Consider the following 25,780-nt stretch of genomic DNA (forward strand, 5'->3'; position numbering starts at 1 on the left):
CTCTTTTATTAACTGACCGTGTTAAGTATGCGTTATTTTTTGTAATTTGCGTAATAGATAACTCAGACGAGCCGTGTAGCAATGTTGACGGTATGAGTGCGGCGTTGAGAAAGTAAGGCCGAACTGTTTGCAGCGTGTTAGGAAGTATCCCCTGGCATCTAACAGCAGCCAGGGATGAACGGTAAGAAAACGAGACGCCACGCGGGCGTCTTTAGAACAATAATTGGTGAATCTTTCAGCTAATGTGCCAGCAATCACACAATGAATGGCTGGCAGCAATTATGCGTTTTTCAGAAAGTGGCTCTGGCACCAAGCACATATCGCGCACCCGGATCTTCAATGCCGCCAAACCGGCTGGCAAATCGTCCGGAGCGTTTAACGAAAGAATTGGTTAAATTCGTCCCTTCGATAAATACCTGATAGTTTTCACCAATGTTCCAGGCAATACGGGCATCGAGCTGGTCAAAATCGTCGGTGAAAATAGGCTCTGCACCTTGGCGGCCGCTAAAGAAACGATCGCGGTTATTGTAGGCAAGCCGCGCTTCTATTGTGCCATCGTCATAGTAAACCACAAAGTTCTGCGAGTCACTTAAGCCAGGCAGGGCAACCGCGGCGTCGATGAGTTCGTTACCCACTTCATCATCAGAACTGACGTACGTTAAATTGGCGCTTACACCGACGTATTGCAGCAAGCCTGGCAGTGTATCGAAAACGTGCTGAAATGAAATCTCGACACCGTCTACAACGGTGGAGTTCAGGTTACGCGGGCGGTTGATGTCCAAGTAGATAGTATCGCCATCAATATTGCTGCGATCTTCGGTCACCTCGTCTAAGCGGTTGCCAGGCGGCAGTGTTAAGCCTTCGCGCATCTCTTGCTGTGCAATGAAGGCTGAGACATCTTTTCTGAAAACGCCGGCGCTGATCACGGATGTATCTGCAAAATAGTATTCTACAGACATATCGATATTGTCTGACAAAAACGGGTCAAGATCCGGGTTGCCCGCGGACCCTGTCAGGCTGGACAATCGCAATTCTGGCGCGGTATTAATACCTGGGTTTAAGTCGGTAAGGTTAGGGCGAGTGAGTGACTTAGAGTAAGACGCCCGCACTACCACCTGGTCAGTGACGTTCAGTTTCGCTGTCACCGATGGCAAAAATTCATCATAATCTTCAGTTTGTTCGATAAACTGGGCAGGTAAACGGGTACTTAGCAATACATCTGGGCGTGTTGGATCAGGGAAAATAGTTTCAAAGGGTTCAGCGAATGCCTCAGACGTAGTTTCGGTTTTTGTGTAGCGAAAGCCAACATTTACCGTCAGCCCCATGTCAGCGACTTCACCTGTTAGCTTCGCATTGGCATATACTGCCATTGTTTCTTCACCAATGATGAAGGCATTTCTTGGTACATCGATGGCGTTAAAACCTACACCGCCGTCAGCGCGAGGATTAGCAGGGTCTAATCCTAAGCGCGCTGCACTGGTGCCAGGAGGCAAACCATTCAGGCTATCGCGTAACGCCAGCGCTTCTGCGGATTCCAGATAATCAATTACCGCTTCAGGATCATATGCCAGGTACTGCGAGGGCGCATCTATGTTTATTGCGTCCAGGAAATTGTCATTGTTTTTGAGTGAAAACAGACTCGCTGGCAGGGGAATTTGCCCCTGCAGATAGGCGTTGTTGATGCCATTGCCGCCGCCAGGTGTGCGCGCATCTGAACGGGTCTTTTCCTGATCGGCGTAATAGGCGCCAAAGGTAATATTTTCAAGTACGCCTGTGTCAATATACCATTCAAAGTCAGAACGAAGCTCGAGAATTTTATCTGTACTGCCCTGGCCTTCACGGGTACCAAACCAAGAATAGGTGTCGTTTGGATCTGGCGCTAAAATTTCGTCGCCAACAATGCGATCGAGGCTGTTGATCACGCCATCGCCATTTAGATCAGTATCGGCCAACTCAAATTCAAAGTTTTGGAACGTCGGGGCATCGCTACTTTGAGTAAAATCAAAACGCTGCACAGCTTCTGGGCCGGCCACCACAAAGAAGAAATCATCTCCGGCAGAATCGTCTTCTGCCTCAGAGTAGGAGGCATCAAACGCAGCACTGATGTTGTCTGTAATGTCCCAATTAAAATTAACACCGATTTGCCAGACTTGCGATGCTCTGTTGTCTTCTATCGCAGCCTGGAAAGGGCGACCAATTTGATCCCATCCTACGAGAATGTTGTTCTCATCGGTTATTGCATTATTGTAAGTTGCCCGCTCGTTAAACATAAAATTATGCGTGGTCTGATTAGAAATATCGAAATCACTATATAACCCGTCAATGGTTAGCATGGCATCGTCGCTTACCTGATACTGGAATACACCGGTAAGACCAATACGGTCGCGCTGCTGTTCTTGCCTTGCGAACCTAATTTGTTGTTGGTGAAGATATTGTCCCGCACCATTTCCGGTGCCATCAGCAAACAGCACTGAAGCCTGCTCTTCGTTTATCTCCGGGCCAACGAAGGGGCCTGAAAAAACTGCATCCTGGGCTGATTTTCGTTTTTGATAAGACAAAGATATCAGCGCACCCATGGTGTCATCAGCAAAGGTGTTACTGAATAAACCAAAGAACTGAGGTGCCACTTCGCCGGAGTTATCTTCATAAACGGCCCGGGTACTAAGTACGGTTTTTTGTTCGCCAATGCTTAGTGGTTTTTGCAATTGTAAATCGATAGTTGAGCCTATACCGCCGGCTTGCAAGTGCGAGGGTGCTGATTTGTATACATCGGCACCACCAATTAGCTCTGCACCAAGTAAGTCGAAACGAAAATTGCGGCCTGCTGTGTCGGTAGCCAGTCGGCGTCCACCGACTAAAACAGAGTTGAAGTTAGGGCCGAAACCCCGCACAGTAACTTGAGAACCTTCACCACCAGCGCGGTCGATAGACACACCCGGAATACGCTGCAATGACTCCGCGACATTTGTGTCCGGGAATTTACCGATGTCTTCGGCAACAATGCTATCTAACACTTCATCGCTGTTTTTCTTGCGGTTTAAACTTTGGCTTAGACTGGCGCGAATACCGCGCACTTGAATGGTTTCTATAGCGTCATCTTCATTTGCGGTGGTTTGTGCAAACGCTGTCCCACCAGTTAAAGACTGAGCCACAGCAATAGCAATCGCTGTATTTTTTAACAGGGAATTATGTGTCATTTTGGTTTTCATCGCCTTTTGAGCCTCCTGAGCCCGCCATCCGAAATTGTATACATCCCAATTGCCTGCTTGAAACCTGTTTCCATGTGAGTACAGGTCAGACAATTATATCAAAGTTGTTCTTTTTGTTATCATGGTATTTATTTAAACATATTATGTTTGCGGTTAAAACAAAAAAATAACAAAAAACAAACAAGGGTGATACGAAGAAGGGGCGAGCGTGCTTGTAGCGGGAAATAACTAAAGAGAATATGCAGTCTGTGTAGTACAAAAAAGAAGCGCAAAAAAACAAATCATGCAATATCGACTGCTTGACGAAACGCCCATTGATATGACGCCCAGATGTTTTGAGCCGTGTGATTCTCCTCATCTCGTTCACGAAATGGTGAAAACGGGTTTGGGCTTGGTCAGCACCCGATTCAAAGTGCTTGTATTTTATGCAAGTGGTCAACTCATAAAAGCAATATTAGGTTTACAGCAAACGCAATTTATTCGTCCAGGTTGCAGATACGCTTGAAATCAGGCCGGGAAAAATAAACAAATAAGGAATGATATCTTTGTACAGCGGGAAGGTTTTAGGGGATGAATGGCAAAGGAAACGAGAATTTTTTCGAAGAATGTGACGATCAAAGGGTATAGTGTCAGGCCTCTCGCCTTTAGGGGCGAAAGGCCATGAAACTGTACTTTTTTAGCAGTAGGTTGCTAACCTTTTTTCAGCTTATTCCGCTGAAGTACGAACTATTACGTTGTCTGCGCTGTACTCGCGAACAAAATCGTTCAATGATTTGTAATTGCAGATAATACTTTCGCCTTCTAAACCGAATTTTGCCAGGGCAGCTTCTTTACCTGAAGACAGTGCTTCAAGACAGGCCTGAGATGCAATATCGCGATTTTTTGCAACAAGCGCAATGGTTCTGGCTTCAGCAGTGTTATCTGCAGGTGTTTCTTTCGTTTTATACATATTCGCAAAAGTGTGCAAAGTCACGCCGTTACAACGTACTGATGCAGCAAACTCTTCAGAGTTTAAGCCTTTGCTGCGAACCAATCGCAATGCCTGCTGATAACCTTCATTTGCAGCTGTTAAGCACGCTTGAGTTTCGATGTTGTCGTTCAGAGGTTTTAGAACAAGGCTTTTGGCGAATGTTTGTGTAGCAGCAACAGATAATGTTAAAGCGAGAGCGACAGTAGACAGTTTCATTATTAAATTCCTATTTTGTAACTAAATTAGATATCACCGCTGTGATGTTTGTATTATCGCCTAAAAAAACCAAAAATAAAGTATTTTTTGTAATTTAATTACAGAAAATGCGTTTTTTTCTTTATTTTTACGACAAAAATGAAATAAAATTACACTGTGAAATGTTTTCTTATAGAAAAATTTACAAAGTATGCTTTCTCGTTACAGTTGCACGCTATTGTCAGGTGGCCTGACTACACTTCCAGTGTGACTGGCAGACAAAGATCTTTCGAATCGGTGAACCGAAATGGTCCGTGGGCGTAAAAATGACGTCCCAAAGCCAAAAGCAGATGGACAAATACCTATGAACGGATCTTCACAATAACGTTGGAACAACAGGCATACGATGGGTAAACAATTACGACCAGGCAATAGCAACCCTCGCTCTGTGCCTTACTTGCGGGAAGCCCGTCAAACCAGGTTGCTGAGAACACTGTTAGTTCTTGCCATTATTTACACACTTTACCTTGCCAAATCGTTACTTATTCCCCTGTTGTTTTCTGCTTTGTTAGCCTTGCTGTTAAGCCCATTGGTGGCTATGGCCAGAAAGTTCTATATTCCCAGGGCTGTTTCTGCTGCGGTATTAATGGCATTTCTTATTGCTCCGTTCAGTTTTTTGGGCATTGAGTTGGCAGAACCTGCCGAGCGGTGGATGAAAGCCCTGCCACAAATGGCAGCAGAAGTGACTCAGGAAATAGAAGATCTCAGCGATAGTCTTAAAAATGGTGGCGTTGAGGTACTTCCCGAGCCACAGAAAGAGCGTTCGTCCTTCTTTGGTTGGTTTGACGATGACGACGCGCCGCCGGTACCCGAAGACAAACAGGAAAATTTAGTGACCGGGAAGTTAAAACAAAGTGGCATGGAAATGCTGATGACTGCCTTAGGTGGTGCACCACTGTTGCTTGCACAGCTTTTTGGTTGCCTTATTCTCATATTGTTTCTGTTGGTATTTGGCCCGGAACTGTTCAGCGTTTTCATCAAGGACTTTCCCATTGTGACAAACAAGCGTCGGGCCATTGTTATGGTTAATCACATTCAAAGAGAGCTGTCGAATTACATCATTACTGTGAGCATTATCAACGGGTTGTTGGGTTTCATCACCGCGTTGGCGTTCACGTATTTAGGGGTTAAAGACGCCGTGCTTTGGGGGGTACTTGTTGCACTGATGAATTTTGTGCCCTACCTTGGTGGTCTGGTGAGCTGTTCTATTCTGCTTGTGGCCGGTGCAGTGCAATTTGGTTTAGTGAGTGCGGCTTTGTTACCTGCGGCAGTGTTTTTGAGTATAAATATAGTGGAATCGCAGTTTGTCACGCCAGCCATCTTGGGAAAGAGTATGCGGGTCAACCCACTTATAATCATTCTTTGGTTGTCAATTATGGGTTGGTTGTGGGGTGTTATTGGCGTTTTACTTGCTGTACCGGTATTAATGAGTATCAAAATTATTCTAGCTAACGTCGGCGCGCTGCCACATTGGGTAAAGCTTATTGAATCTTGAGGCCCAGAGTACGCTGACCGAGCGCTGGTTCTGTTTTCCTGCTACACACCCTGTTGCTGTTGTCATCTAAGTCTCAATAGGTCGTCTTCTGTTTCTCGTCATGAAATTTTAGCTCTTACAAAATTTTTTAAAACCTTTTGCTCAGTTCCCTCGACTTACCCTGTGATTGTTCTTTTAGATTTCAGGATAGTGTTGATGAAAATCACTGATACCAGTGGCCAGGATGTCACTCTTGCCACGCAAAAGTCTGTTAGGCCCTACGTCATAATTACTGTGTTGTTCCTGCTTATTGTCATTGCCGCTCTGTGGGTGGTTCCGGCGATGAGCAAATGGTCGGGGTCAGATTCCTCCGTCTCTGCGCAGCGTATTCGGGTGGCCACCGTAACCCGTGGAGACTTTACCCGGGACTTGTCTGTTCAGGGCCAGGTAGTAGCCGCAGTAAGCCCAAAGTTATATAGCCCAGCCCAAGGTACCATTACCTTTGAGGTTGATGCTGGTGACAGTGTGCGCAAAGGCCAAGTGCTGGCCACCATCGAAAGTTTTGAACTGGCCAACCAACTCAAGCAAGAGCAAGCGAGCTTGCAGGAAGCTGAAATGGCGCTGGACAGAGAAAAAATACAGGCTAAAAAACAGGCACTGGAGAATCAAAAAGCCGTGGATCTCGCCCAGGTTGCCCTGGAGGCGGCAGATCGTGAAAAGCGGCGTGCAGATAAAGCCTATCAAAGTAATTCCATTAGCCAGATTGATTTTGAGAAGGCCCAGGACGATCTTAAAAACGCGGAGCTAGTGCATCAACATGCAGTAGAGGACGCCGCGCTGAATAAAGAGAGTCTGGCATTTGAAATTCACACTAAAGCGCTGCAAGTAGAGCGGCAGTCACTGCTGGTGGATGAACTCAGTCGCAAGGTTGAAGAACTGACAATGCGTTCTCCGGTAAACGGTATCGTAGGCAATTTGGCTGTTCAGCAGAAAAACCAGGTCACGAAGAATCAACCAATTCTCAGCGTGGTTGATTTGTCTGAATTCGAATTGGAAGTGGCAATACCAGAGAGTTATGCCGACGACCTGGCCATCGGTATGGCCGCTGAAGTAGAGCTCAACGGCGAATCGCACCGGGCGGCGCTGGTTACTATCTCGCCCGAAATCGAGAACAATCAGGTAACCGGTAGAGTGCGATTCGCCACCCTCGACGACCGAGGAAACACACTGACGCAGCCTCGGGGATTAAGACAAAACCAGCGACTCACCACCCGTATTCTTATGGAAAATAAGCAGGACGTGCTGATGGTACAGCGCGGACAGTTCCTGGAAAGTGGTAGCGGTCGCATCGCGTATCTGGTGCGAAACGGCATGGCTCATAAAACGGCTATTACTACGGGCGCGCGCAGTCTTTCCAGTGTAGAAATTCTTTCAGGACTCGCGCCTGGCGACACCATTGTCGTGTCGGGTACTGAACAGTTTAACGGCGCCCAAACCATTCAAATTAATCAATAAGACAGCTCTACAGGGCAGAAGGAACACACCATGCTACAAATGACAGATGTGAAGAAAGTATTTCGTACGGATTTAATCGAAACTCATGCACTACGTGATTTTAGTCTCCAGGTAGACGAAGGAGATTTTGTGGCGGTTACCGGGCCATCGGGTTCGGGAAAGACCACATTTTTAAATATAGCCGGATTACTGGAAACCTTCAGCGACGGTACCTATGAGCTGGACGGTGTAAATGTAAGCCAACTAAACGACAAACAGCGCAGCAGGATGCGAAATGAAAAAATTGGCTTCATATTTCAAGGCTTCAACCTGATCCCCGATCTCGATTTATTCGACAACGTGGACGTGCCGCTTCGCTATCGCGGCTTTAACGCGAAAGAACGACGCAAGCGCATAGAACAAAGTTTGGATTTGGTGGGGTTAGCGAACCGAATGAAGCACCTTCCCGCACAATTATCCGGAGGGCAGCAACAGCGGGTTGCCATTGCGCGTGCGCTGGCCGGTGAACCCCGTTTTCTGTTGGCCGATGAACCGACGGGCAACCTGGACTCTACCATGGCCGCCAGTGTTATGGCGTTATTGCAAGATATCAACGCCCGTGGCACAACTATTGTCATGGTCACTCACGATCAGGTTCTCGCCAATCAGGCTAAACGCAATATATTCGTCAGGGACGGCCAGGTAAGTGAACTGTCAACCGGCGCTGCGTTCCCCAATGCAGCCATCGCCTGAGGATCAATCCATGTTTATCTATTACCTTCGACTCGCGGTGAAGAGCATCAAGCGAAATCCGGTTCTCAGCGGACTTATGGTGGCTGCTATTGCACTGGGGATTGGTTCGAGCATGACCACGATAACGGTGAATTACCTGATGTCGGCCAATCCTATTCCGGAAAAAAGTCATGCCCTGTATTACGTTCAGGTTGACAGTTGGGACCCACACAACGCGTTCAATGAAGACGATATTCCCAACCAGTTAACCTGGACAGAAGCCACTAATTTGATGGCCGCTAACAGGGCATTGCGACAGGCTGCGATGAGCCGTACCGGCGGAATAATGGAACCGGACAATAAAGATGTCAAACCATTTGAAGTATCGGCAAGACTGACGTTTCGCGATTTTTTTGCCATGTTTGAAGTGCCTTTTTTATACGGTAATCCATGGTCTGCTCGCGCTGATGAAAAGCGAGAGCAAGTGGTGGTGCTAACAAAGCGTATTAATGAGCAAGTCTTCGGCGGCGTAAATTCTGTGGGTGAGTCTATTCGGTTATTTGGTCGACAGTTTCGGGTAGTCGGAGTACTCGATGATTGGCAACCCATGCCTAAGTTCTACGATGTGAACAACGGCGCGTTTGAAGAATCGGAAGAAGTGTTTATTCCATTTATGCTCAAAGAAGAGTTGGCTTTGCCGAGTTGGGGTAACACCAATTGCTGGAAAGCTCCAGAAGGAGATGGCTTCGAGGCGCAACTTCGCTCAGAGTGTATCGGTTTTCAGATGTGGGTAGAGCTGCCCACACTAGAGGATAAAGCTGCTTATCTGGATTTTCTGCACAGTTACGTGAGCGAGCAGAAAACACTGGGGCGCTTTCCCCGTCCTATGCAAAACCGTTTGTCGGATGTCATGACCTGGATGGAAGACCAGGAAGTCGTTGCCGACGATGCGCAAATCATGCTGTGGTTATCGCTAATGTTTTTGTTTGTGTGCCTGCTGAATACGATTGGTTTGCTACTGGCGAAATTTAGCGGCAAAGCGTCTGAAATAGGATTGCGTAGAGCAGTAGGTGCATCGAAAGGCGATGTGTTTTTACAGCATTTGGTAGAAACCGCACTGATTGGCCTTGTTGGGGGATTATTGGGATTGTCGCTGGCCTTGGTGGGGTTAGAAGGCATTAAAAGCCTTTACGGAGAGTATATTCAGGCTCTCGCCGTGCTCGATCTTACCATGGTGCTGGTGGGACTAGTGCTGGCCCTTGTATCGAGCGTTGCGGCGGGGCTATATCCTACGTGGCGAGCCTGCAATATTGCGCCTGCCAGTCAACTCAAGAGTCAATAAGGAAGCCGTCATGTTAGAAATAGGACCTATTTTTCGATCACTGATGCGAAACAAAACCGGCGCGTTGCTCATTGCTATCCAAATTGCCATAACTATGACTATTGTGGTGAATGCGGTTTTCATTGTGTATGAGCGCAGTCAGAAAATGCAGCGCGAAAGCGGTATTGATGAAGCAAATTCTTTCTACCTTTCCAGTTCTGGTTTTGGTTCAAACTTCAATGCTAAAGTGACCATCACAGAGGATCTCGCGGCACTTCGCCAGTTACCCGGTGTGATTGACGCTGTGCAGATAAATGCCATCCCCATCAGTGGAGGTGGTTGGTCTATGGGACTTAAAACCCAGGCTGGCGTTGAGTACGATGGCGTTGGCGTGGCGGTGTATATGGTCGATGAACACGGCGTCAATGCGCTGGATCTCGATGTTATTGCCGGGGAAAACTTTACCGCTACCGATGTTCGCTGGCGGGAACCCGCTCAAAGTGACTGGCCGAATGACGTCATTATCACCAAGGCCATGGCTGAGGCATTGTTTCCCGACGAGCATTATTCTAAAACTGTGGGTAAAACGGTGTACATCAACGATACAGAACCTATGGTGATAAAGGGGATTGTCGATAAACTTCAGGCGCCCTGGGTGGGGTGGAGCCGGGTGGAAAATGCTATGTTGTCGCCGGAACATCTGAATAATGATGCTACTCGTTATTTTGTGCGCACGGAAGCAGGCCAGCGAGATGCGGTCATGCAACAGGTTGAAACGTTCTTAGCCGAACGACACACCGGCAGAATTATTCGCGGTTTGAACACAATTGAAGAAACCCGGGCGCGAAGCTATCGTGGCGATAGCGCCATGATTAAAATTTTGACCACCGTCATGATTGTTCTCACTGTCGTAACGGCACTGGGTATTGTGGGGCTAGCCAGTTTCAGCGTAAACAGTCGTAGAAAACAAATAGGCACCCGGCGGGCACTTGGCGCAAGTAAGGGCGCGGTATTGCGGTATTTCATGATGGAAAACTTTATCATTACAACGGTTGGCGTATTAGTGGGGGCCGCGCTCACAATAGGGCTGAATATTGTGCTTGTTGAACAGTTTGATTTGACGCCAATCACCTGGTACTACATTCCAGTTGGCATGCTCATACTTTGGCTGGTAGGGCAGTTGGCCGTGTTTGGGCCAGCCAGCCGGGCGGCTGGTATCCCTCCGGCTATCGCAACCCGAACAGTGTGAATGTCGCCATTGTTAAGGCTGGCGTGCACCAGCCTTAACGCGCCAGTAATTATTGGTATCCAGTCTCCCTCCTTATTGTTATGCCGCATGATTTATGCTCATGGTTTGATGATTTTATATCATTTTTATTCATGTGTTGGCCGTTGTATAACTGTGGCTACTGCCTATGACGCAGTGAATAAAATGAGATTTTTTGCTAACACAGTGCCCGGATATCATGAATAAAGCGTTCACCTTTACACTTAAACGACTTCGCTTTGACGAAGAGTATTGCCCATCAGAAAACACCCGCCTCACCACTAACTTTGCAAATTTGGCGAGAGGAAAGCAACGTCGTGAGAATCTTCGCAATACCCTGACGATGATAAACAATCGCTTCAATGCACTAGCTCAGTGGGATAATCCACAGAGAAACCGTTACGCCGTTGAACTGGATATTATCTCTGCAGATATCGACGTGGAGGGGAATGGAAACAGCTTCCCCTCCATTGAGGTGCTGCATGCACAAATTCTCGACAACAAAACCCAACAACGCATTGACGGTATGGTGGGCAACAATTTTTCATCCTACGTTCGCGATTATGACTTTAGTGTGCTGTTACAAGCGCACAATAAGCATACCAACACATTTTCCGTGCCGGATAGTTTTGGCGAACTTCACGGCAAGCTCTTTCAGGAGTTTGTCAACTCTGCTGTGTATAAAGAGAATTTTTCAAAACTCCCGGTAATTTGCCTAAGTGTGTCAGAAAACAAAACTTACCATCGCAGTGAAAATCACCATCCGGTATTAGGAGTGGAATATCAGGTAACCACGTCTTCATTAACCGAGCAGTATTTTAAAAAAATGGGGCTTAATGTGCGCTATTTCATGCCTCCTGACAGCTCTGCGCCGTTGGCTTTCTATTTTTATGGTGACTTGCTCAACGACTACACCAACCTGGAGCTCATTAGTACGGTAAGTGTTATGGAGACGTTTCAAAAAATTTACCGTCCGGAGATATATAACGCCAACGCCACGGCGGGGAAGGTCTATCAGCCGAGCTTGCAGCACCAGGACCACTCTCTCACTCAAATTGTCTACGACCGTGAAGAGCGAAGCAGGCTGGCGATTGAACAGGGCAGGTTCACCGAGACACATTTCATCAAGCCTTATGAGGCAATATTAAATCAATGGGCAGCCAACTGGCCGCGCCGGCAACGCGCGGCTATTTTCAAGTAGAGCAGACAATGACAACACGTTTACCAACTTCTTTTGCGGGCAGTTTGCCCAAGCCACAGTGGCTGGCACAACCTGAAACCTTGTGGTCGCCATGGAAATTAGAGGGCGGGGCCTTAACCGAGGGAAAGCGGGACGCATTGCGCGTATCCCTGCACGACCAACTTCAGGCCGGCATTGATATTGTGAGTGATGGCGAACAGACTCGTCAGCATTTCGTTACCACGTTTATAGAGCAATTAGGCGGTGTGGATTTTTCCAAGCGCAAGGTGATGAAAATACGCAATCGCTATGACGCCAGTGTACCGGTTGTCGTGGATGCTGTTACCTATAAAAAACCGGTGTTTGCGAGCGATGCGGCCTTTTTGCGTAGTCAAACCACAAAACCTATTAAGTGGGCGCTGCCAGGCCCGATGACGATGGTAGACACATTGTACGACGCTCACTACAAGAGTAGGGAAAAACTGGCGTGGGAATTTGCAGTGATTTTAAATCAGGAAGCCAAAGCATTGGAAGCGGCGGGAGTCGATATTATTCAGTTTGACGAACCAGCCTTTAATGTGTTTTTTGATGAAGTGAATGATTGGGGCGTAGCGACGCTTGAAAGAGCCGTGCAAGGCTTGCGCTGTGAAACCGCTGTGCATATCTGTTATGGCTACGGCATAAAGGCCAATACCGATTGGAAAAAGACACTCGGCGCACAATGGCGACAGTATGAAGCCGTGTTTCCCAAATTGCAGCAATCCGCCATAGATATGGTGTCGTTAGAATGTCAAAACTCAAAAGTACCCATGGAACTCATTGCGTTGCTACGTGGGAAAAAGGTCATGGTAGGCGCCATTGACGTGGCAAATCACACCGTAGAAACCCCACAAGAAGTCGCGGCAACGTTGGAAAAAGCCCTCGCGTTTGTGGATGCTGATAAACTTTACCCTTGCACAAACTGCGGCATGGCGCCGCTACCCCGGCAAGTGGCATTTGGTAAATTAAAGGCATTGTGCCAAGGAGCAGCGCTTATCAGACAAGGGCTTTGAAGGTGGCAGTGGTTTCTTCCGTTGCACATTTTTGCATTAGCTGATGTAATGCAATGCTGCGGTGAGAAGACAATTTTTGGTATGGCCCGAAAAAAAAGAACGACAATTGAGGATGTGGCGAAACTTGCTGGTGTATCGAGCATGACGGTATCCCGCGTCCTCAATAATGAATCGAAGGTAAGCGAAAAAAGAAAGGAGAAAGTGCTAAGTGCGGTGAAGGCCCTTAACTATCGGCCCAACGTGGCAGCACGAGGACTCGCCAGCAACAAATCATTCTTTCTTGGGCTGCTTTACTACGATTTGAATGGGTCGTATGTTAGTCAGTTTCTGCTGTCGGCATTAAAACACTGTCGTCGCAGGGGGTATCATCTGGTGGTTGATGAAGTCGACGACAATGTGCCGCGTTCGCTGGAGTCTATTCGCGAACTCATCACCACCACACAGGTTGACGGCATGATTTTACTGCCACCAGTGAGTGATAAAGAAGAAGTGATTTCACTACTTGAAGCTCATCATGTGCCTGTTGTGCGGGTGGCGCCTGACAAGAATTTAACGTCTTCCCCTTTTATTTGTATTGATGATTACCAGGCTGCATTTGATATCACAGAATATCTTATTGCTCAGGGGCACACGCGCATCGCTCATATTGTTGGCGATGCAAAGCAAGGCGCTAGCCGCATGCGCTATCAAGGCTATCTCGACGCGTTGCGCTCTAACGGGTTGTCAGTGCCGCCAGAGTATATTGAACAGGGGGCGTTTACCTACAAGTCCGGCTTGGCTTGTGCCGATAAACTGCTTACACTGGGCTCTAGGCCAACCGCCGTTTTTGCGGCTAACGATGAAATGGCGGCGGCAGTGGTGTCAGTGGCCTACGTTAACGGTTTACAGGTTCCCAAAGATCTTTCCGTCGTTGGGTTCGACGATGCTCAGTTAGCAACGACTATTTCTCCTCACCTTACCACGGTGCGTCAGCCGATTACCGAAATGGCAAGAACGGCCATTGATATTCTGGCATCGGGTAAACTCACGCAACCAGCAACATGTACGCTTCGCGATCTCAGACATATTTTGGATTTTGAAATTGTCGAAAGAGAATCGGTTCGCGCACTGAGCTAACGTGACTCCCTTAATATTTGTAAGCGGTATCTGTATCACTTTTCTTTTCGCCATCATGTAAATAAATATTGAATGATGTGTAATTATTGCGTAATTTGTTAGCGCTATCATTTTTTGTGGTGGAAAACTAATATTGTTATTAGCCTCCAATACTATGGCTTGTTGAGGGCGATGACTTTCGAGCTGGAACAACAATGAGAGTGAGGAGGTGCCATGCATAGGTGTGGTTCGAGTAATGTACTTTATGTTGTTATCGTGGCGTTGGGTGGCTTTATCTTTGGTTTTGACGCCTCTGTCATCTCCGGCGTTGTAAGGTTTGTCGCTACAGAGTTTCAACTCAATGAGTGGCAGCAAGGTTTAGTGGTAAGTGCTCCGACACTTGGGGCGGTGCTAGGCTCTTTTTTTGCTGGCCCCTGTGCAGATAAGTTCGGGCGTAAAAATGTGTTGATCAGCATTGCCTTTATTTATTGCTTCTCGTCATTATTGTCTGCATCGGCTACCAGTTATAGTGCGCTGGTGTTCGCTCGCTGTATCGGCGGTATTGCTTTTGCCTCCCTGGTATTGGCTCCTATGTATATTGCAGAAATCTCCCCTAGTCAGCAACGGGGGAAGATGATTTCTATCAATCAGCTGAATATTGTAGTGGGTTTTTCCGCGGCCTATTTTGCTAATTATTTCCTCTTAAAAATCAGTGCGAGTGGCGCTGAATGGGCAGATAGTCTGGGTATGAGCGAGCATGTTTGGCGGTGGATGCTAGGTATTGAGGTAGTGCCGGCCGTCCTATACCTCGTGGCGTTGACCACCATACCTGAAAGCCCAAGATGGCTGGTGATGAATAACAGGATAGACGAGGGAAAAAGGGTGATTGGTATGCTTTTCCCCAGCGCGGAAGCTGACAAATTTGTACGCGACATAAAAGGTAGCCAAACTCGCACCATGTCGTCGTTGTCAGAACGGCTTACCCTGCTTTTTTCAAAACCCATGCGCTTGGTGTTAGCCGTTGGGCTGTTGGTTGCTTGTTGTCAACAAATCACCGGTGTCAACGCCGTTTATTTCTACGCGCCCACCATTTTTGAGCAAAGTGGAATAGGCCAGGATGCGGCATACTCTCAAGCTATATTGGTTGGCCTGACGAATGTAGTGTTTACTATTGTAGCCATGTTGCTGATTGATAAGCTGGGCCGAAAACCACTCATGCTAATTGGTCTTGCCGGCGTAGCCGTGAGCATGAGTGTGGTGGCGTATGGATTTAGCCAGGCCACGTATTCCCTATCTGCAGAAAAAATGCATCTTATTGAAAATCGTGAAGTGAAGGAAAAGGTGGCGCCGTTGCTAGGCGAAGTCTATACCAATGACGTGCAATTCAAGAACGCCATTGTTGCTCGCTTAGGAAAAACGGAGGCCAGGGAATATGAATCTGCTTTGATTCAAGCTGCTGTGACCATGAATCCTATGCTCATTCTAGCGGGAATTTTGGGGTTTGTTGCCTCGTTTGCGGTCTCGTTGGGGCCGGTGATGTGGGTGCTATTGGCGGAAATATTCCCCAACCATATCCGAGGAATAGGCATTGCTTTTACAGGGTTGTTTAACAGTATCGTGAGCTTTTCTGTACAACTGGTATTTCCCGTTGAGGTGGCGACGTTAGGTACGTCGGTAACGTTTCTCATTTATGGGGTGTTCGCTGTGTTCGGCTTCGTTTTGGTTTACAGAGTGTTACCCGAAACGAAAGGCAAATCGCTGGAGGATATTGAAAACGTGCTCGTAATTACACCCGCAGTGGAGTCCGCAAAAGGATGAGTACCATTATTGATAAAACAAAGAGTAATATAAAGTGGGGCATAGTGAGTACAGGGCGTATTGCGCAACAGTTCGTTGATGATATGCAATACGTCAGTGGGAGTGAGGTTGTTGCTGTGGCTGCGCGGCGGGAAGAGGATGCGAAAACCTTCGCCACATAGCGATCCCCGACTTCTGGCGAGCCCGTAAGGCCTCGCTATTTGTGTTGGATGATGAAGTAGATTGCTTTGAGGACCCGCGGCGGAGCCAGGGTTTTCACTATGAAGCGCAAGCGGTAGCGGATGATATACGCCATGGTCGGCTAGGTTATGAAATTGTACCGCATGCGCGCAGTTTATGGCTGCAACAGCAAATCCAGACTATCAAGACACATTGCCGCTTGAAGGTCCATTAGCGCTATTGGTGCTCCACAATACCAGGAAATATTGTGTATACCATCTATCGCCAGGAATGGCATCAGTGTAGTGGCCATGTAAGGCCCTCTCTTCTGGTTTGTTACGCATTTTCGCGATAGGTGAAATAGCTGAAGTCGGCGTGTAGATTCTGTCCGGACAAATCCTGGCATGCCAGGCAGTAAAATGCGCCAGTGAAGCAGGGGTGAAAGCGTGTTTCACCATGTTCGACGTAATCGTCGGACAGGATGCTGCCGTCCAGCTCTGGCCCAATCTTTTGCCAGTTTCCCTCCATTAATGCATAGTGAAATTGAATGACTGAGCCGGTAAATTCAGCTTTGAGGTAAACTTTTTCTGCCCCTGTAATATCTATCGGCTCCGCGTTAGGCTGGGTGGTCAGGTGATTGTCACAGCTCAGTACAGTGAGAAATTTTCGTCCCGAATATGTGCCGAAGTCGTCGCCGTAAATGTGTAAATAATGGTAGTGGAATGTGTTGTAGTAACACACAAGCCCAGCCATTTGCTGAAAATTTTCTGGAGAAAATTCAACACAAGTTTCAGCACTGGAGATGTGGGCTTGCACCCTTCTGCCCACCAGACTTTGTTCAAAGCAGGAGCTCAGTGACTCACGGCCGTAGAGTCTTAGGTAGCCTTGCCGCTCTTGCGTGGTTATCCATTCTGGTGACATAGGAACGCGCAGTGATTGAAATTGTATATCGAGTTCCGGGCTATCGAAGCTCACCGATCCCGGTGCTGCAGTAAACGGATACTCAGGTAACGACGGGGCTTCAACATAGAGTCTCGCTTCTTTACTGTTATGGGTAAGGTAAAGCCAGTCGTCTTCTCGCCACTCCACCTGTTCAATGGCAGTCTCTCGTCCAGTGATACAACGCCCAAGTTCAGTTAACGGCCTTCCCGTGAGAAAAACTGCGTACCATTCACCGTTCTGTGTCTCTACCAAATCGCCGTGCCCCAGTTTTTGCAACGGTGCTTTGGGGTTGTATTTGGCGGTGATTATCGGATTTTCAGGGTGTACTTCATAAGGCCCTAATACAGAGCGTGAACGCGCCAGCGTGACGCAATGCTCATAGCTGGTACCGCCTTCTGCAGTAAGTAAATAGTACCAGCCATTTCGTTTGTATAGGTGAGGCCCCTCGGTGCGACCGTGTTCGGTGCCTTCAAAAATATGATGAATCCTGCCCGTGAGTGCGTTTGTTTCTTTGCAAAATTCCTGTAGCACGACACCACCAAAGAACTTGCCATTGCGATGGTCCATTAACATATTTACAAAGTAAGATTTGCCGTCATCATCGTGGAATAACGACGAGTCGAATCCGCTGGCATTTAAAAAAACAGGTTCCGACCAGGGCCCGCGTATGTCAGTGGCAGTAACCAGATAGTTTGGTGTGTCTTTCCAGTCGCCATTAAAACTCTTCACATTGCAATAAAGCAAGTAGAAAACGCCATCGTGATAAGACAAGCAGGGCGCCCACACACCACAGGAATCGGGCACGCCGCGCATATCAAGTTGCGACACTCTGTCAAGTGGCCGGTGAATGAGTTGCCAATTGACAAGATCTCTGGAGTGATGGATTTGGTATCCAGGAAACCACTCGAATGTGGAGGTGACAATGTAATAGTCATCTTCTACTCGCAGGATGTTTGGATCTGGGTTGAAACCAGTGAGAATGGGGTTTTGAATATATTTTTTTGACATGGGCTTAATCGTACTCGCTTGTTTGAATCCACAGGGAGGTATCATTTACCTGTTCTAACCACTTAGCCTTGATGTAAGGGTTAGCCTGAACACGAGAGTCTCCCCAGTTACCCTGCGGGCAACCATCGCGACCGGCAGCGGCATTTTCATTACATTGCCACATGCCCTGAGCGTCCCAGTGGGTATTGATATAGGCAACAACCTTAATGATGTCTCTGTTGCGCCTGATGAATTCGAAATAAGGTGCATACCAGTTGTGCCATATCTCCATGGCACTTAGCGGTTGAGGTTTGTTCTGATGGATAGGGCTTTTGGTTAATGCTCCTGTCCGATAACCCTGGGGAGCTGATTCCGCTATCATAATGGGCTTCTGATGTGTCCTGGCAAATGAGAGCGCTGCCTCTTGCCCTTCTGCAGGGTTTGATGGTGGCTGGTAGTTCCATAAGCTAAGATCGCGATAAAATACCGAGATACCTACAAAGTCCACAACATCGTCACCGGGATACCAGCTACTAAAATGGTTAGGTGCCGCCACGTCATACTTTGTTTGATCATATCCGTCAGGCCAAACGGCAGACTGCCATACCGTAGCGACATGAGCAGTATCAGCATTATCGAGTGCTCGGGCAATGTAGCGAAAGGCGGCTTTATATGCTTCAGGCTCATAGCAATTCCACGGACCATCGAACTCATAACCTATACGCAGAAATACCTTTCGGGGAGCGAGTGATACGAGGTAGTCAATCAGGGTCGCCAGGCTGTCGTCGTAGTCACCGTTGGCAAGGCGGGCCGGATGATTCACCTGATTACAGGTATCCAAAGCAAGACCGATTGCTAACGCGGCATGGGGAACCTCGCTTAAGGTTCGATCAAAATCTGTTGTTCCGGCGTCCCACGAGGACGCTTGTCGAATACCGTGTAGCGTATCATCAGGAACAGGTGATTTTAATTGTGTATAGAGTGTTACAGCCTCGACGTTATCTTCCTGCACTTGGGAAAGATAATTGGAAATGGTATCGGAATCCTGGCCGATGAACAGCAGTAGTTTGTTGTCAGGTGGTACGTGATGGGAAGAGCGCTGTCGTTTGTCTTGGTGTGAAGCGCATCCTGTAAGTAGCAAAGTAAACGTACTAAGTACAACAATTATTTTTTTCATATTCAGTCACCACCTACTCGCGTGTTCTTACAGTGATAGCAAAACAAATCTAAAACTTACGCGATTTAATTTTGTTACCGTTAACATTTTTAACATAAATGACGGCGAGGTTCGTTGTAAACCTCTTTTTTGTTACTTTTTTGCTTATTGCTAAGCATTGATATACGGCCTAAGTGTCGAATTTTACTAAGTCTTGCCTCAATAAGTTGGTTTTTCCATACACTAAAATTCTTTCTTTGTTACGAAAATTCGTTTTTGTCTTGCCGGTGTTAATAAATTGTTCTTTTTTTGTTTGATGCGCTTGTTTTTTGATGATAAGTTAATTTCATTGTTAGCGCTAACATTTTTGTTGGCTCATTGTTTTTGGATGCTGTTGAGCATAGTGAGTTTACCCGCGGTGCGGGTGTCACGTGGTACGACGGTATTTTGTTTTACAACGAGATAAAAACCCGGGGAGGGGACAATATGAGAAGCCACATCAGCACAACGCCATCCGCATTATCCTTAGCGATAGCCGCTGCGCTATTTATTACACCGAATATCAGCGTTGCGCAGAGCGCTGACGAAGATATGGAAGTGATTGAGGTATCGGGCATTCGCTCTTCAGTTATTAAAGCCATGGACGTAAAGCGACACTCCCAGGGTGTGGTGGATGCTATTTCGGCCGAAGATATTGGTAAGTTTCCCGATACCAACCTGGCAGAGTCATTACAGCGAATATCCGGGGTTTCTATCGATCGTAAAAACAACGAAGGGAATCAAATTACCGTTCGCGGCTTTGGTCCAAGTTTCAACCTGGTTACGTTGAATGGTCGTTTAATGCCATTTGCCGACTCACCGAAACAAGAAGGGGCAGGCGGCACCCAAAACCGCAGCTTTAATTTTGAACAAATAGCCGCCGAATCTGTGAGTGGCGTGCAAATATATAAAACAGCCAGAGCTGATGTTGCGTCAGGCGGTATCGGTGCCACTGTTAACATTGAAACTGCAAAGCCGTTTAACTTCGATGGCTTTAAATCTGCTTTTAGTGTGAAGGGTATTCACGATAGTTCTGTCCAAAAAGGCAGTGAAGTCACCCCTGAATTCTCCGGTATGGTATCGAACCGTTTTATGGACGGAAAGCTCGGTGTACTGCTAGCTTATTCCTCGAGTGACCGGGACAGCGCTCAGGAAATCATTGCAACTGACGGCTGGCTTCGGCAAACCGGTGGCAACTGCGAGTTAGGGTACGCCACACCCTTTAGCCCTGATTGCGGTGGGGCTGGTGGTTCGGTTGATACATCAAATATTGACCTTTCCCGCAACCCGGAAGGACACCTCTGGCTACCGCAAAATTACAACATGGATGTATCTCACCATGAGCGCTCACGAACCAATGCACAATTGGTTGTGCAATTTGCGCCTTCTGACGATCTTGAGGTAACACTGGACTATTTCATGTCGGACTATGAAACTACCATTGAGCGCTATCAAACTGCCTACTGGGTGGGAAATTGGGTAAATGCGGTCGCAGATGCTAACGGTACCTTAGCGCATATTACCAATGGTGCGGGTGGTACTGATTTCATCGGCTATTATGATGAAATTGAAACACAAAACGATTCTGTGGGCGTCAATGTAAAATGGCAACTCACAGATACCTTGCGTATGGCGTTTGACGCACACCATTCTGCATCACATGCTCAGCCAGATGGCACGATTTCTGAAAACTCCCTATTGCTAACGAACGCTGATTTTGCTTGTAATACGTTTGAGGTTTGCTACGCAGGGCAGTACACGCTGGACTATAACGATAGTGGGGACTTACCTCGTTTGAATGATCAGTCGTCAATGGCAGCAGCAGGGTTTGATGGTCAGATGCGCTATTTGTATACCGGTGAGGTGATGACTGGTATCGATGGACCCTATGATCCAGGCCTAGTCGGTGGAAACCTGGCTATTGGTCGGGGCAACGAAGTTGAGAATACCATTGATCAAATCAAACTTGACTTCACGTGGTTAAACGATGGTGACAGCGATTTAGCAGCCGTTAGTTTTGGGGTAGGTTATGTCGATTTTAATTACGACACTACCTGGCGCATGCACTTTACAGGATTGGGTCGCAGCTGGAACCCCAGTGAAAGTGACTTAATTTACCTGGAAAGAGGTAATCTGGGCAGTGAGTTTTCTAATAGTGATACCCTTTTCCCATATGTGGTGGAGTTTGACGTCAATGAGTTGTTGAATCGGGTGAATGATGATGTAGGTTTTTCCTATAACCCCAACGTAGTGAATGAATTACAGGAAAAAACCTTATCGGCATACGTTCAACTGGAATTCGAAACGGAGTTTCACGGTATGCTGGTGGATATTGTCGCTGGCACCCGCTACGAAACTACAGATGTCACAGGGGTCACATCTCAGGTAACGCCTTATGCGCTGCGATACGTTAGTTTGACGGAATTGCGTTCACAATTTGACTCAGAGCCTCAATTTGGTGTCAGTGAATTAAGCGGTGATTATACCTACTTATTGCCTAATATCGATATTGCTGTGGAAATGACGGATGACTTTATCGCCCGTCTATCCGCAGGCCGAAGTCTTACGCGTAATGATTTAACCGCATTGCGGCCAGCTACAAATATCGCTAATTCGCGACCTGCCGGCCCATACCTGGCTTATCAGGGCAACCCTGATTTAAAACCCTATGTCGCTGATAGTGTTGATGTGTCTTTAGAGTGGTACTACGACGAAGGCAGCTATGCATCGATTGGATACTTTAAAAAATGGGTTGATAATTACATATCTAACAACACTGTGTCGGGTAAATTGTATAATGCCGACGGCATAGCTTATACCGATCCAAGTCAGGGAGATCTGGGTAATGGAGCCGGTCAATGCCCGTTAAACGGTACCGATTCGCCGGTTTGTGATGGCACGGCAGTCGCAAACTCACCTGTAATAGACTGGCTAATCACCACGCCTGTGAACGAAGAGTCTGCCAGTGTTGATGGTATCGAACTCGCCGTTCAACACTTATTCGACGATACCGGTTTTGGGATCCAGGCTAACGCCACTTTTGTCGACGGCGACGTTGAGTATGATATTAGAAGCGTAGTACAACAAACGGCACTAATTGGACTAAGTGACTCTGCAAATCTGGTTGCTTTTTATGATAAAAACGGGTTTCAGGTTCGCGTCGCGTACAATTGGCGTGACGATTTCCTGGCTTCGACAGATCAACTTCGCGCTCCGGATGAGCCTGTGTTTACTGAATCCTATGGGCAGGTTGATGCCAACATCAGTTATGACATTAACGAACATTTTACGTTGTTTGTTGAAGGCGTAAACCTAACCGAATCGTCACTGCGACAGCATGGTCGGTTCTCGAATCAACTGGTGAGTGCGCAGGCCTTTCAGGCGCGTTACAACGTAGGGTTCCGGGGAACCTTCTAGCATTATGTGGCCGCGGTATGGCGGCCATTTTCTTACCCAGAGCAACGTTCCCCAGCGCGGTCGCTGAAGAGAAAACGTACGCGTGTTGATTAAATCGTAGTTTACAACCCGAGTTCAGACAGACCTGGGTGATCATCCGGGCGTCTACCCAAAGGCCAGTGAAACAATCTGTCTTCTTCGCGTATAGGTAAATCGTTTAACGCTGCGTAGCGGTTAGTCATTAATCCCTGGGCATTGAACTCCCAGTTTTCGTTGCCGTAGGAACGAAACCAATTCCCAGAATCATCGTGCCATTCATACGCATACCGCACTGAAATGCGATTATCCGTATACGCCCACAGCTCTTTTGTCAGCCGGTATTCAAGCTCTTTGGCCCACTTGCGCTCGAGAAATGCCTTGGCTTCCTCCCTGGATGTTATAAATTCTGCGCGATTTCGCCAATGGGTATCTTTACTGTATGCCTTAGCTACTTTGTCCGGATTTCGGCCGTTCCAGCCATCCTCAGCCAACCTGACTTTCTCAATGGCGGACTCGCGGGTAAAAGGGGGAAGGGGTTTGCGTATTTCGTTAGTGGTTTCCATTTGATTCTCCAGATGCTCAGTACAGATAAATGACTATAAACTAAAAGTAGACAGATCTGTATATCTAAATGTTCTATGGCATTTCTGTTGGAGTTAAGGTGAGTGTTTGTACACCATTGAAATGCAGTGGCATGGTATACTGCGTGGAAAAATAGCCTGAGATTATTTATGTCATCGCAACCGAACAACCCTCTCCATGGACTTACCCTGGAGAAAATTGTTACCGAACTGCAGAGCCACTACGGATGGGACGGACTTTATTACCGCATTAAAATTAACTGCTTCAGTAACGATCCTTCTATTAAATCCTCACTTAAATTTTTGCGCAGAACCCAATGGGCGCGGGATAAAGTCGAACAGCTTTATATTAGTACGTTTGTTAAAAATGGCCTGAATTAATGTTGTCTGGCTGGTCCGGGCTGCAGACGTGAAGAAATCAAGAGGAATGCCTCTCTATGTGCCCGAACTACGAAAATCTCGGGCGGCTTTGGTTTATTTTAACGTGTATTCCATCAGTAAAATGTCGCTTTTAAGTTTGCGCATCACGACTCTTTCACCGCTTTGTTCCTCGAGTTCTTCATTGGTCGTTTTCATATATGCGACGTATTCGTCATAGCGTTTGTCGTATTCTGCGTTGGATACCCACTTTTCAAATACAGTCACTAAGTACAAATCAGGCTCGCCTTCTCTGGGATGCAAGTTAGCCAGTACTTTATAATCAACTATCCACCCCTTTTTCTTGGCGAAATCCATATACTTCTTCCATTGTTTTGCCAAGTGATTAGCATAATTTAAACTTTGCCCTGGCATTACCTCAATGCCGGACACTTCCCAGTAGTTTCCGGCTGTGTAAGGTAGTTCATCTGTTTGTGCCACTGCATGAACACTGCAAATACATAAAACCACTGCTACCGCGTATTTATACATCTTTCCATAATTTTTCATTATTAACTCCATCTACGTAGTTAGGGTGCCTTACCTGCGGCCTCTGCGACAGGTTTGAAGGCGTGAACATAGTAGAACTATATTCACAGTTGTACAAATTTTATTCGCTTGGTTGTTGTGTATTAGCAGCAAAACGTATTTTTCCAATCCGACATTTAAGGGAAAGTAACTTCTCCAGTGAGCAAACCCACAGCCACCTCGATGGCATGGTCCTGGTTATTTTCCCGTTGTGTCTTTGAGAACACTTCAGTGTTAATGTCAACGGGAATACCCGTACGCTCAAACCATTCTTCATCTGTACTCAGGTATCGCTCGTTGGCCAGCGTAAAGGTAAAACCATTGGGTAGTTGCTTTTGTAGCGCATCAGAAAGTGCACCTTGGGTGGGTTGACCAACAATCGTTACATGAGGAAAACTTCGCATGATGAGGGTAAATACTTCAGCAGCACTGACGGTACTGGCGCTGGTAAGCAGGATGATAGGTTTGGTGTAGGGCGTGTCTTGGGATGACAACACTATCTCGCTACGTAAATAATTTGCGCCCATAGCTTCGGTTTCCTTGGAATAGACGTGTTGCTCTCCGGCAAACAGAAAGCGGGCAATGGCCAAGGCTATTACATCTCGTCCGCCGTTGTTCAGCCTTACATCAACAATTAATCCGTCAGTAGAGGCGAGATCTGTCATCGCTTCCATCATGGCGGTTTCGGCCGCAGCAATATCGGCGTCTATATCGTCAGGATCATCGTTGAAAGCGAACATTCTTTGAATGGACAGGTAGCCCAGGCCTCCTTGTTGAAACCAAACCAGTGCATCACCGCCAGCGGTATGCACAGACCCATCTTCAGCATACTGTAAAGCGGCATCACTTATTTTCTGTAACGCATCAGCAATATAGTTGTTGGCGTCGTCAGTTGCATGAGATGGCAAGGGAAGCGTCAGGTCGTTTGCTGTGGCAAATTCGCTTAGCAGCGTATCTATGAGTGTGGGGGCATTGTTAACACCAAAGGTGCCTGAAGAGGCAGAAGTCACGGATACATGGGCGTCCCGAAGCGGAGCGATCATTGTGGAGATAGATTCAAACAGCGCTTCGTCAGAGGTGTCTTCGTCAATGCCAACTATCGCATTTTGATAAAGACCTGGCCAGTCTGTATCCGTCAATGCAAAGTCTACATAGTAGTTATCAAAGGTTTGATACAAATACGCCAGATCTCTTTCCGGGTTTCGGGTATAGCCGCTTTCTCCTTGCCGTGCAATCATCCCGTTTTCACATGATACGGGCAGACGCGGGCTGAGGGTTACGCCGCCAACAGAGGCTTCATATATCATGTGGTTCGCTGTGGCATTTAACGGATGATCGCCCTCACGTTCAACTAATGTCAGTTTATCTTCGCTCAGCGTAAAGTTGTCCGCCATATCCTGGGGGGAAACAGCATCAATCTCCATAGTTTTGAGGCAGTAATCGGTGGTGTAGTCAAACAGAACGAGCGTGTCATCTTCATACTGAATACCTCGGCCATAACTGTGCGCCAGCCACACTCCGTGGTAATCAGAGTGCGTTCGCCTGGGTTGGGGAGTGGCGCCATCGGGATGTGAACTGCCGCAAGCGGTAACAACAAGTAGCGTGGTTATGGCAACCACCGCGTGTTTAAATAAAGGGGTCATTGTATTCACTCCATCGTGTAAATTGA

At 47.2% G+C, this 25,780-nt stretch carries 20 protein-coding genes; 12 read left to right on the top strand and 8 right to left on the bottom strand.

The genetic code is table 11. From position 1 onward, the window contains the following. Positions 1-290 precede the first annotated feature (290 nt). Together KO518_RS07450 and KO518_RS07455 are read right to left on the bottom strand one after the other, a co-directional pair. Positions 291-3,209, bottom strand: a complete 2,919-nt coding sequence (locus tag KO518_RS07450) for a TonB-dependent receptor (RefSeq protein ID WP_216025188.1) — start codon at positions 3,207-3,209, stop codon at positions 291-293. A 706-nt stretch (positions 3,210-3,915) separates the two neighbouring features. Further along, complete coding sequence (locus KO518_RS07455; RefSeq protein ID WP_216025189.1) at positions 3,916-4,395, bottom strand: DUF3718 domain-containing protein; 480 nt, start codon at positions 4,393-4,395, stop codon at positions 3,916-3,918. A 385-nt stretch (positions 4,396-4,780) separates the two neighbouring features. Between KO518_RS07455 and KO518_RS07460 the strand changes: the two genes are divergently transcribed. The 10 genes from KO518_RS07460 to KO518_RS07505 all read left to right on the top strand — a co-directional run bounded on the left by KO518_RS07460 (position 4,781) and on the right by KO518_RS07505 (position 16,028). After that, on the top strand, positions 4,781-5,929 hold the full coding sequence (locus KO518_RS07460) for an AI-2E family transporter (protein WP_216025190.1): 1,149 nt from the start codon (positions 4,781-4,783) through the stop codon (positions 5,927-5,929). Positions 5,930-6,124: 195 nt separating this feature from the next. Continuing rightward, entirely contained in the window at positions 6,125-7,423 is a 1,299-nt protein-coding gene (locus KO518_RS07465; RefSeq protein ID WP_216025191.1) for an efflux RND transporter periplasmic adaptor subunit, read from the top strand. 30 nt (positions 7,424-7,453) lie between these two features. Further along, a complete protein-coding gene (locus tag KO518_RS07470; RefSeq protein WP_216025192.1) occupies positions 7,454-8,155 on the top strand; it encodes an ABC transporter ATP-binding protein in 702 nt (233 codons plus the stop codon). A 10-nt stretch (positions 8,156-8,165) separates the two neighbouring features. After that, positions 8,166-9,476 (top strand): ABC transporter permease, encoded by a 1,311-nt coding sequence (locus tag KO518_RS07475; RefSeq protein ID WP_216025193.1) that lies wholly within the window; start codon positions 8,166-8,168, stop codon positions 9,474-9,476. 10 nt (positions 9,477-9,486) lie between these two features. Then, positions 9,487-10,704 (top strand): ABC transporter permease, encoded by a 1,218-nt coding sequence (locus KO518_RS07480; protein ID WP_252736014.1) that lies wholly within the window; start codon positions 9,487-9,489, stop codon positions 10,702-10,704. 217 nt (positions 10,705-10,921) lie between these two features. Beyond that, positions 10,922-11,923 (top strand): DUF1852 domain-containing protein, encoded by a 1,002-nt coding sequence (locus tag KO518_RS07485; RefSeq protein WP_216025194.1) that lies wholly within the window; start codon positions 10,922-10,924, stop codon positions 11,921-11,923. Between the two features lie 8 nt (positions 11,924-11,931). Beyond that, on the top strand, positions 11,932-12,954 hold the full coding sequence (locus KO518_RS07490; protein ID WP_216025195.1) for a methionine synthase: 1,023 nt from the start codon (positions 11,932-11,934) through the stop codon (positions 12,952-12,954). A gap of 81 nt (positions 12,955-13,035) precedes the next feature. Next, the gene (locus KO518_RS07495; protein WP_216025196.1) at positions 13,036-14,070 is read left to right on the top strand and encodes a LacI family DNA-binding transcriptional regulator; all 1,035 of its coding nucleotides are present in this window, start codon (positions 13,036-13,038) and stop codon (positions 14,068-14,070) included. Positions 14,071-14,283: 213 nt separating this feature from the next. Beyond that, positions 14,284-15,867, top strand: coding sequence for a sugar porter family MFS transporter (locus KO518_RS07500; protein ID WP_216025197.1), 1,584 nt, complete (start codon positions 14,284-14,286; stop codon positions 15,865-15,867). Continuing rightward, positions 15,864-16,028: a hypothetical protein gene (locus tag KO518_RS07505; protein ID WP_216025198.1), complete on the top strand. Its 165-nt coding sequence runs from the start codon at positions 15,864-15,866 to the stop codon at positions 16,026-16,028. Before KO518_RS07500 ends, KO518_RS07505 begins: the two co-directional genes overlap by 4 nt. A gap of 173 nt (positions 16,029-16,201) precedes the next feature. Here the strand turns inward: KO518_RS07505 and KO518_RS07510 are convergent, their stop codons facing one another. The 3 genes from KO518_RS07510 to KO518_RS07520 are packed head-to-tail and all read right to left on the bottom strand — an operon-like array spanning position 16,202 to position 19,132. Next, the gene (locus KO518_RS07510) at positions 16,202-16,339 is read right to left on the bottom strand and encodes a hypothetical protein (RefSeq protein WP_216025199.1); all 138 of its coding nucleotides are present in this window, start codon (positions 16,337-16,339) and stop codon (positions 16,202-16,204) included. 23 nt (positions 16,340-16,362) lie between these two features. Beyond that, on the bottom strand, positions 16,363-17,976 hold the full coding sequence (locus KO518_RS07515) for a glycoside hydrolase family 43 protein (protein ID WP_216025200.1): 1,614 nt from the start codon (positions 17,974-17,976) through the stop codon (positions 16,363-16,365). Positions 17,977-17,980: 4 nt separating this feature from the next. Then, the gene (locus KO518_RS07520; protein ID WP_216025201.1) at positions 17,981-19,132 is read right to left on the bottom strand and encodes a hypothetical protein; all 1,152 of its coding nucleotides are present in this window, start codon (positions 19,130-19,132) and stop codon (positions 17,981-17,983) included. A 465-nt stretch (positions 19,133-19,597) separates the two neighbouring features. On the opposite strand from KO518_RS07520, the gene KO518_RS07525 reads away from it, so the two are divergent. Further along, positions 19,598-22,567 carry a TonB-dependent receptor gene (locus tag KO518_RS07525; protein WP_216025202.1) on the top strand — a complete coding sequence of 990 codons (2,970 nt, stop codon included), beginning with the start codon at positions 19,598-19,600 and terminating at the stop codon, positions 22,565-22,567. 101 nt (positions 22,568-22,668) lie between these two features. Here KO518_RS07525 and KO518_RS07530 read toward each other — a convergent pair whose 3' ends face one another. Next, entirely contained in the window at positions 22,669-23,148 is a 480-nt protein-coding gene (locus KO518_RS07530; RefSeq protein ID WP_216025203.1) for a nuclear transport factor 2 family protein, read from the bottom strand. A gap of 168 nt (positions 23,149-23,316) precedes the next feature. On the opposite strand from KO518_RS07530, the gene KO518_RS07535 reads away from it, so the two are divergent. After that, positions 23,317-23,547 (top strand): VF530 family DNA-binding protein, encoded by a 231-nt coding sequence (locus tag KO518_RS07535; RefSeq protein ID WP_216025204.1) that lies wholly within the window; start codon positions 23,317-23,319, stop codon positions 23,545-23,547. 93 nt (positions 23,548-23,640) lie between these two features. Here KO518_RS07535 and KO518_RS07540 read toward each other — a convergent pair whose 3' ends face one another. Together KO518_RS07540 and KO518_RS07545 are read right to left on the bottom strand one after the other, a co-directional pair. Beyond that, a complete protein-coding gene (locus tag KO518_RS07540) occupies positions 23,641-24,093 on the bottom strand; it encodes a hypothetical protein (protein ID WP_216025205.1) in 453 nt (150 codons plus the stop codon). Between the two features lie 155 nt (positions 24,094-24,248). Continuing rightward, positions 24,249-25,754, bottom strand: coding sequence for a S41 family peptidase (locus KO518_RS07545; protein ID WP_216025206.1), 1,506 nt, complete (start codon positions 25,752-25,754; stop codon positions 24,249-24,251). Between the last annotated feature and the right edge of the window lie 26 nt (positions 25,755-25,780).

It is taken from the genome of Aestuariibacter sp. A3R04 (assembly GCF_018860805.1).
GTDB lineage: Bacteria > Pseudomonadota > Gammaproteobacteria > Enterobacterales > Alteromonadaceae > Alteromonas.

What these genes read in the sequence shown, in the direction of transcription:
- KO518_RS07525 (WP_216025202.1), top strand. Translation starts at nt 19,598, where the DNA reads ATGAGAAGCCACATCAGCACAACGCCATCCGCATTATCCTTAGCGATA.
- KO518_RS07470 (WP_216025192.1), top strand. Translation starts at nt 7,454, where the DNA reads ATGCTACAAATGACAGATGTGAAGAAAGTATTTCGTACGGATTTAATC.
- KO518_RS07535 (WP_216025204.1), top strand. Translation starts at nt 23,317, where the DNA reads ATGTCATCGCAACCGAACAACCCTCTCCATGGACTTACCCTGGAGAAA.
- KO518_RS07505 (WP_216025198.1), top strand. Translation starts at nt 15,864, where the DNA reads ATGAGTACCATTATTGATAAAACAAAGAGTAATATAAAGTGGGGCATA.
- KO518_RS07485 (WP_216025194.1), top strand. Translation starts at nt 10,922, where the DNA reads ATGAATAAAGCGTTCACCTTTACACTTAAACGACTTCGCTTTGACGAA.
- KO518_RS07545 (WP_216025206.1), bottom strand. Translation starts at nt 25,754, where the DNA reads ATGACCCCTTTATTTAAACACGCGGTGGTTGCCATAACCACGCTACTT.
- KO518_RS07455 (WP_216025189.1), bottom strand. Translation starts at nt 4,395, where the DNA reads ATGAAACTGTCTACTGTCGCTCTCGCTTTAACATTATCTGTTGCTGCT.
- KO518_RS07500 (WP_216025197.1), top strand. Translation starts at nt 14,284, where the DNA reads ATGCATAGGTGTGGTTCGAGTAATGTACTTTATGTTGTTATCGTGGCG.
- KO518_RS07540 (WP_216025205.1), bottom strand. Translation starts at nt 24,093, where the DNA reads ATGAAAAATTATGGAAAGATGTATAAATACGCGGTAGCAGTGGTTTTA.
- KO518_RS07520 (WP_216025201.1), bottom strand. Translation starts at nt 19,132, where the DNA reads ATGAAAAAAATAATTGTTGTACTTAGTACGTTTACTTTGCTACTTACA.
- KO518_RS07515 (WP_216025200.1), bottom strand. Translation starts at nt 17,976, where the DNA reads ATGTCAAAAAAATATATTCAAAACCCCATTCTCACTGGTTTCAACCCA.
- KO518_RS07450 (WP_216025188.1), bottom strand. Translation starts at nt 3,209, where the DNA reads ATGAAAACCAAAATGACACATAATTCCCTGTTAAAAAATACAGCGATT.
- KO518_RS07530 (WP_216025203.1), bottom strand. Translation starts at nt 23,148, where the DNA reads ATGGAAACCACTAACGAAATACGCAAACCCCTTCCCCCTTTTACCCGC.
- KO518_RS07495 (WP_216025196.1), top strand. Translation starts at nt 13,036, where the DNA reads ATGGCCCGAAAAAAAAGAACGACAATTGAGGATGTGGCGAAACTTGCT.
- KO518_RS07510 (WP_216025199.1), bottom strand. Translation starts at nt 16,339, where the DNA reads ATGGCCACTACACTGATGCCATTCCTGGCGATAGATGGTATACACAAT.
- KO518_RS07490 (WP_216025195.1), top strand. Translation starts at nt 11,932, where the DNA reads ATGACAACACGTTTACCAACTTCTTTTGCGGGCAGTTTGCCCAAGCCA.
- KO518_RS07475 (WP_216025193.1), top strand. Translation starts at nt 8,166, where the DNA reads ATGTTTATCTATTACCTTCGACTCGCGGTGAAGAGCATCAAGCGAAAT.
- KO518_RS07460 (WP_216025190.1), top strand. Translation starts at nt 4,781, where the DNA reads ATGGGTAAACAATTACGACCAGGCAATAGCAACCCTCGCTCTGTGCCT.
- KO518_RS07480 (WP_252736014.1), top strand. Translation starts at nt 9,487, where the DNA reads ATGTTAGAAATAGGACCTATTTTTCGATCACTGATGCGAAACAAAACC.
- KO518_RS07465 (WP_216025191.1), top strand. Translation starts at nt 6,125, where the DNA reads ATGAAAATCACTGATACCAGTGGCCAGGATGTCACTCTTGCCACGCAA.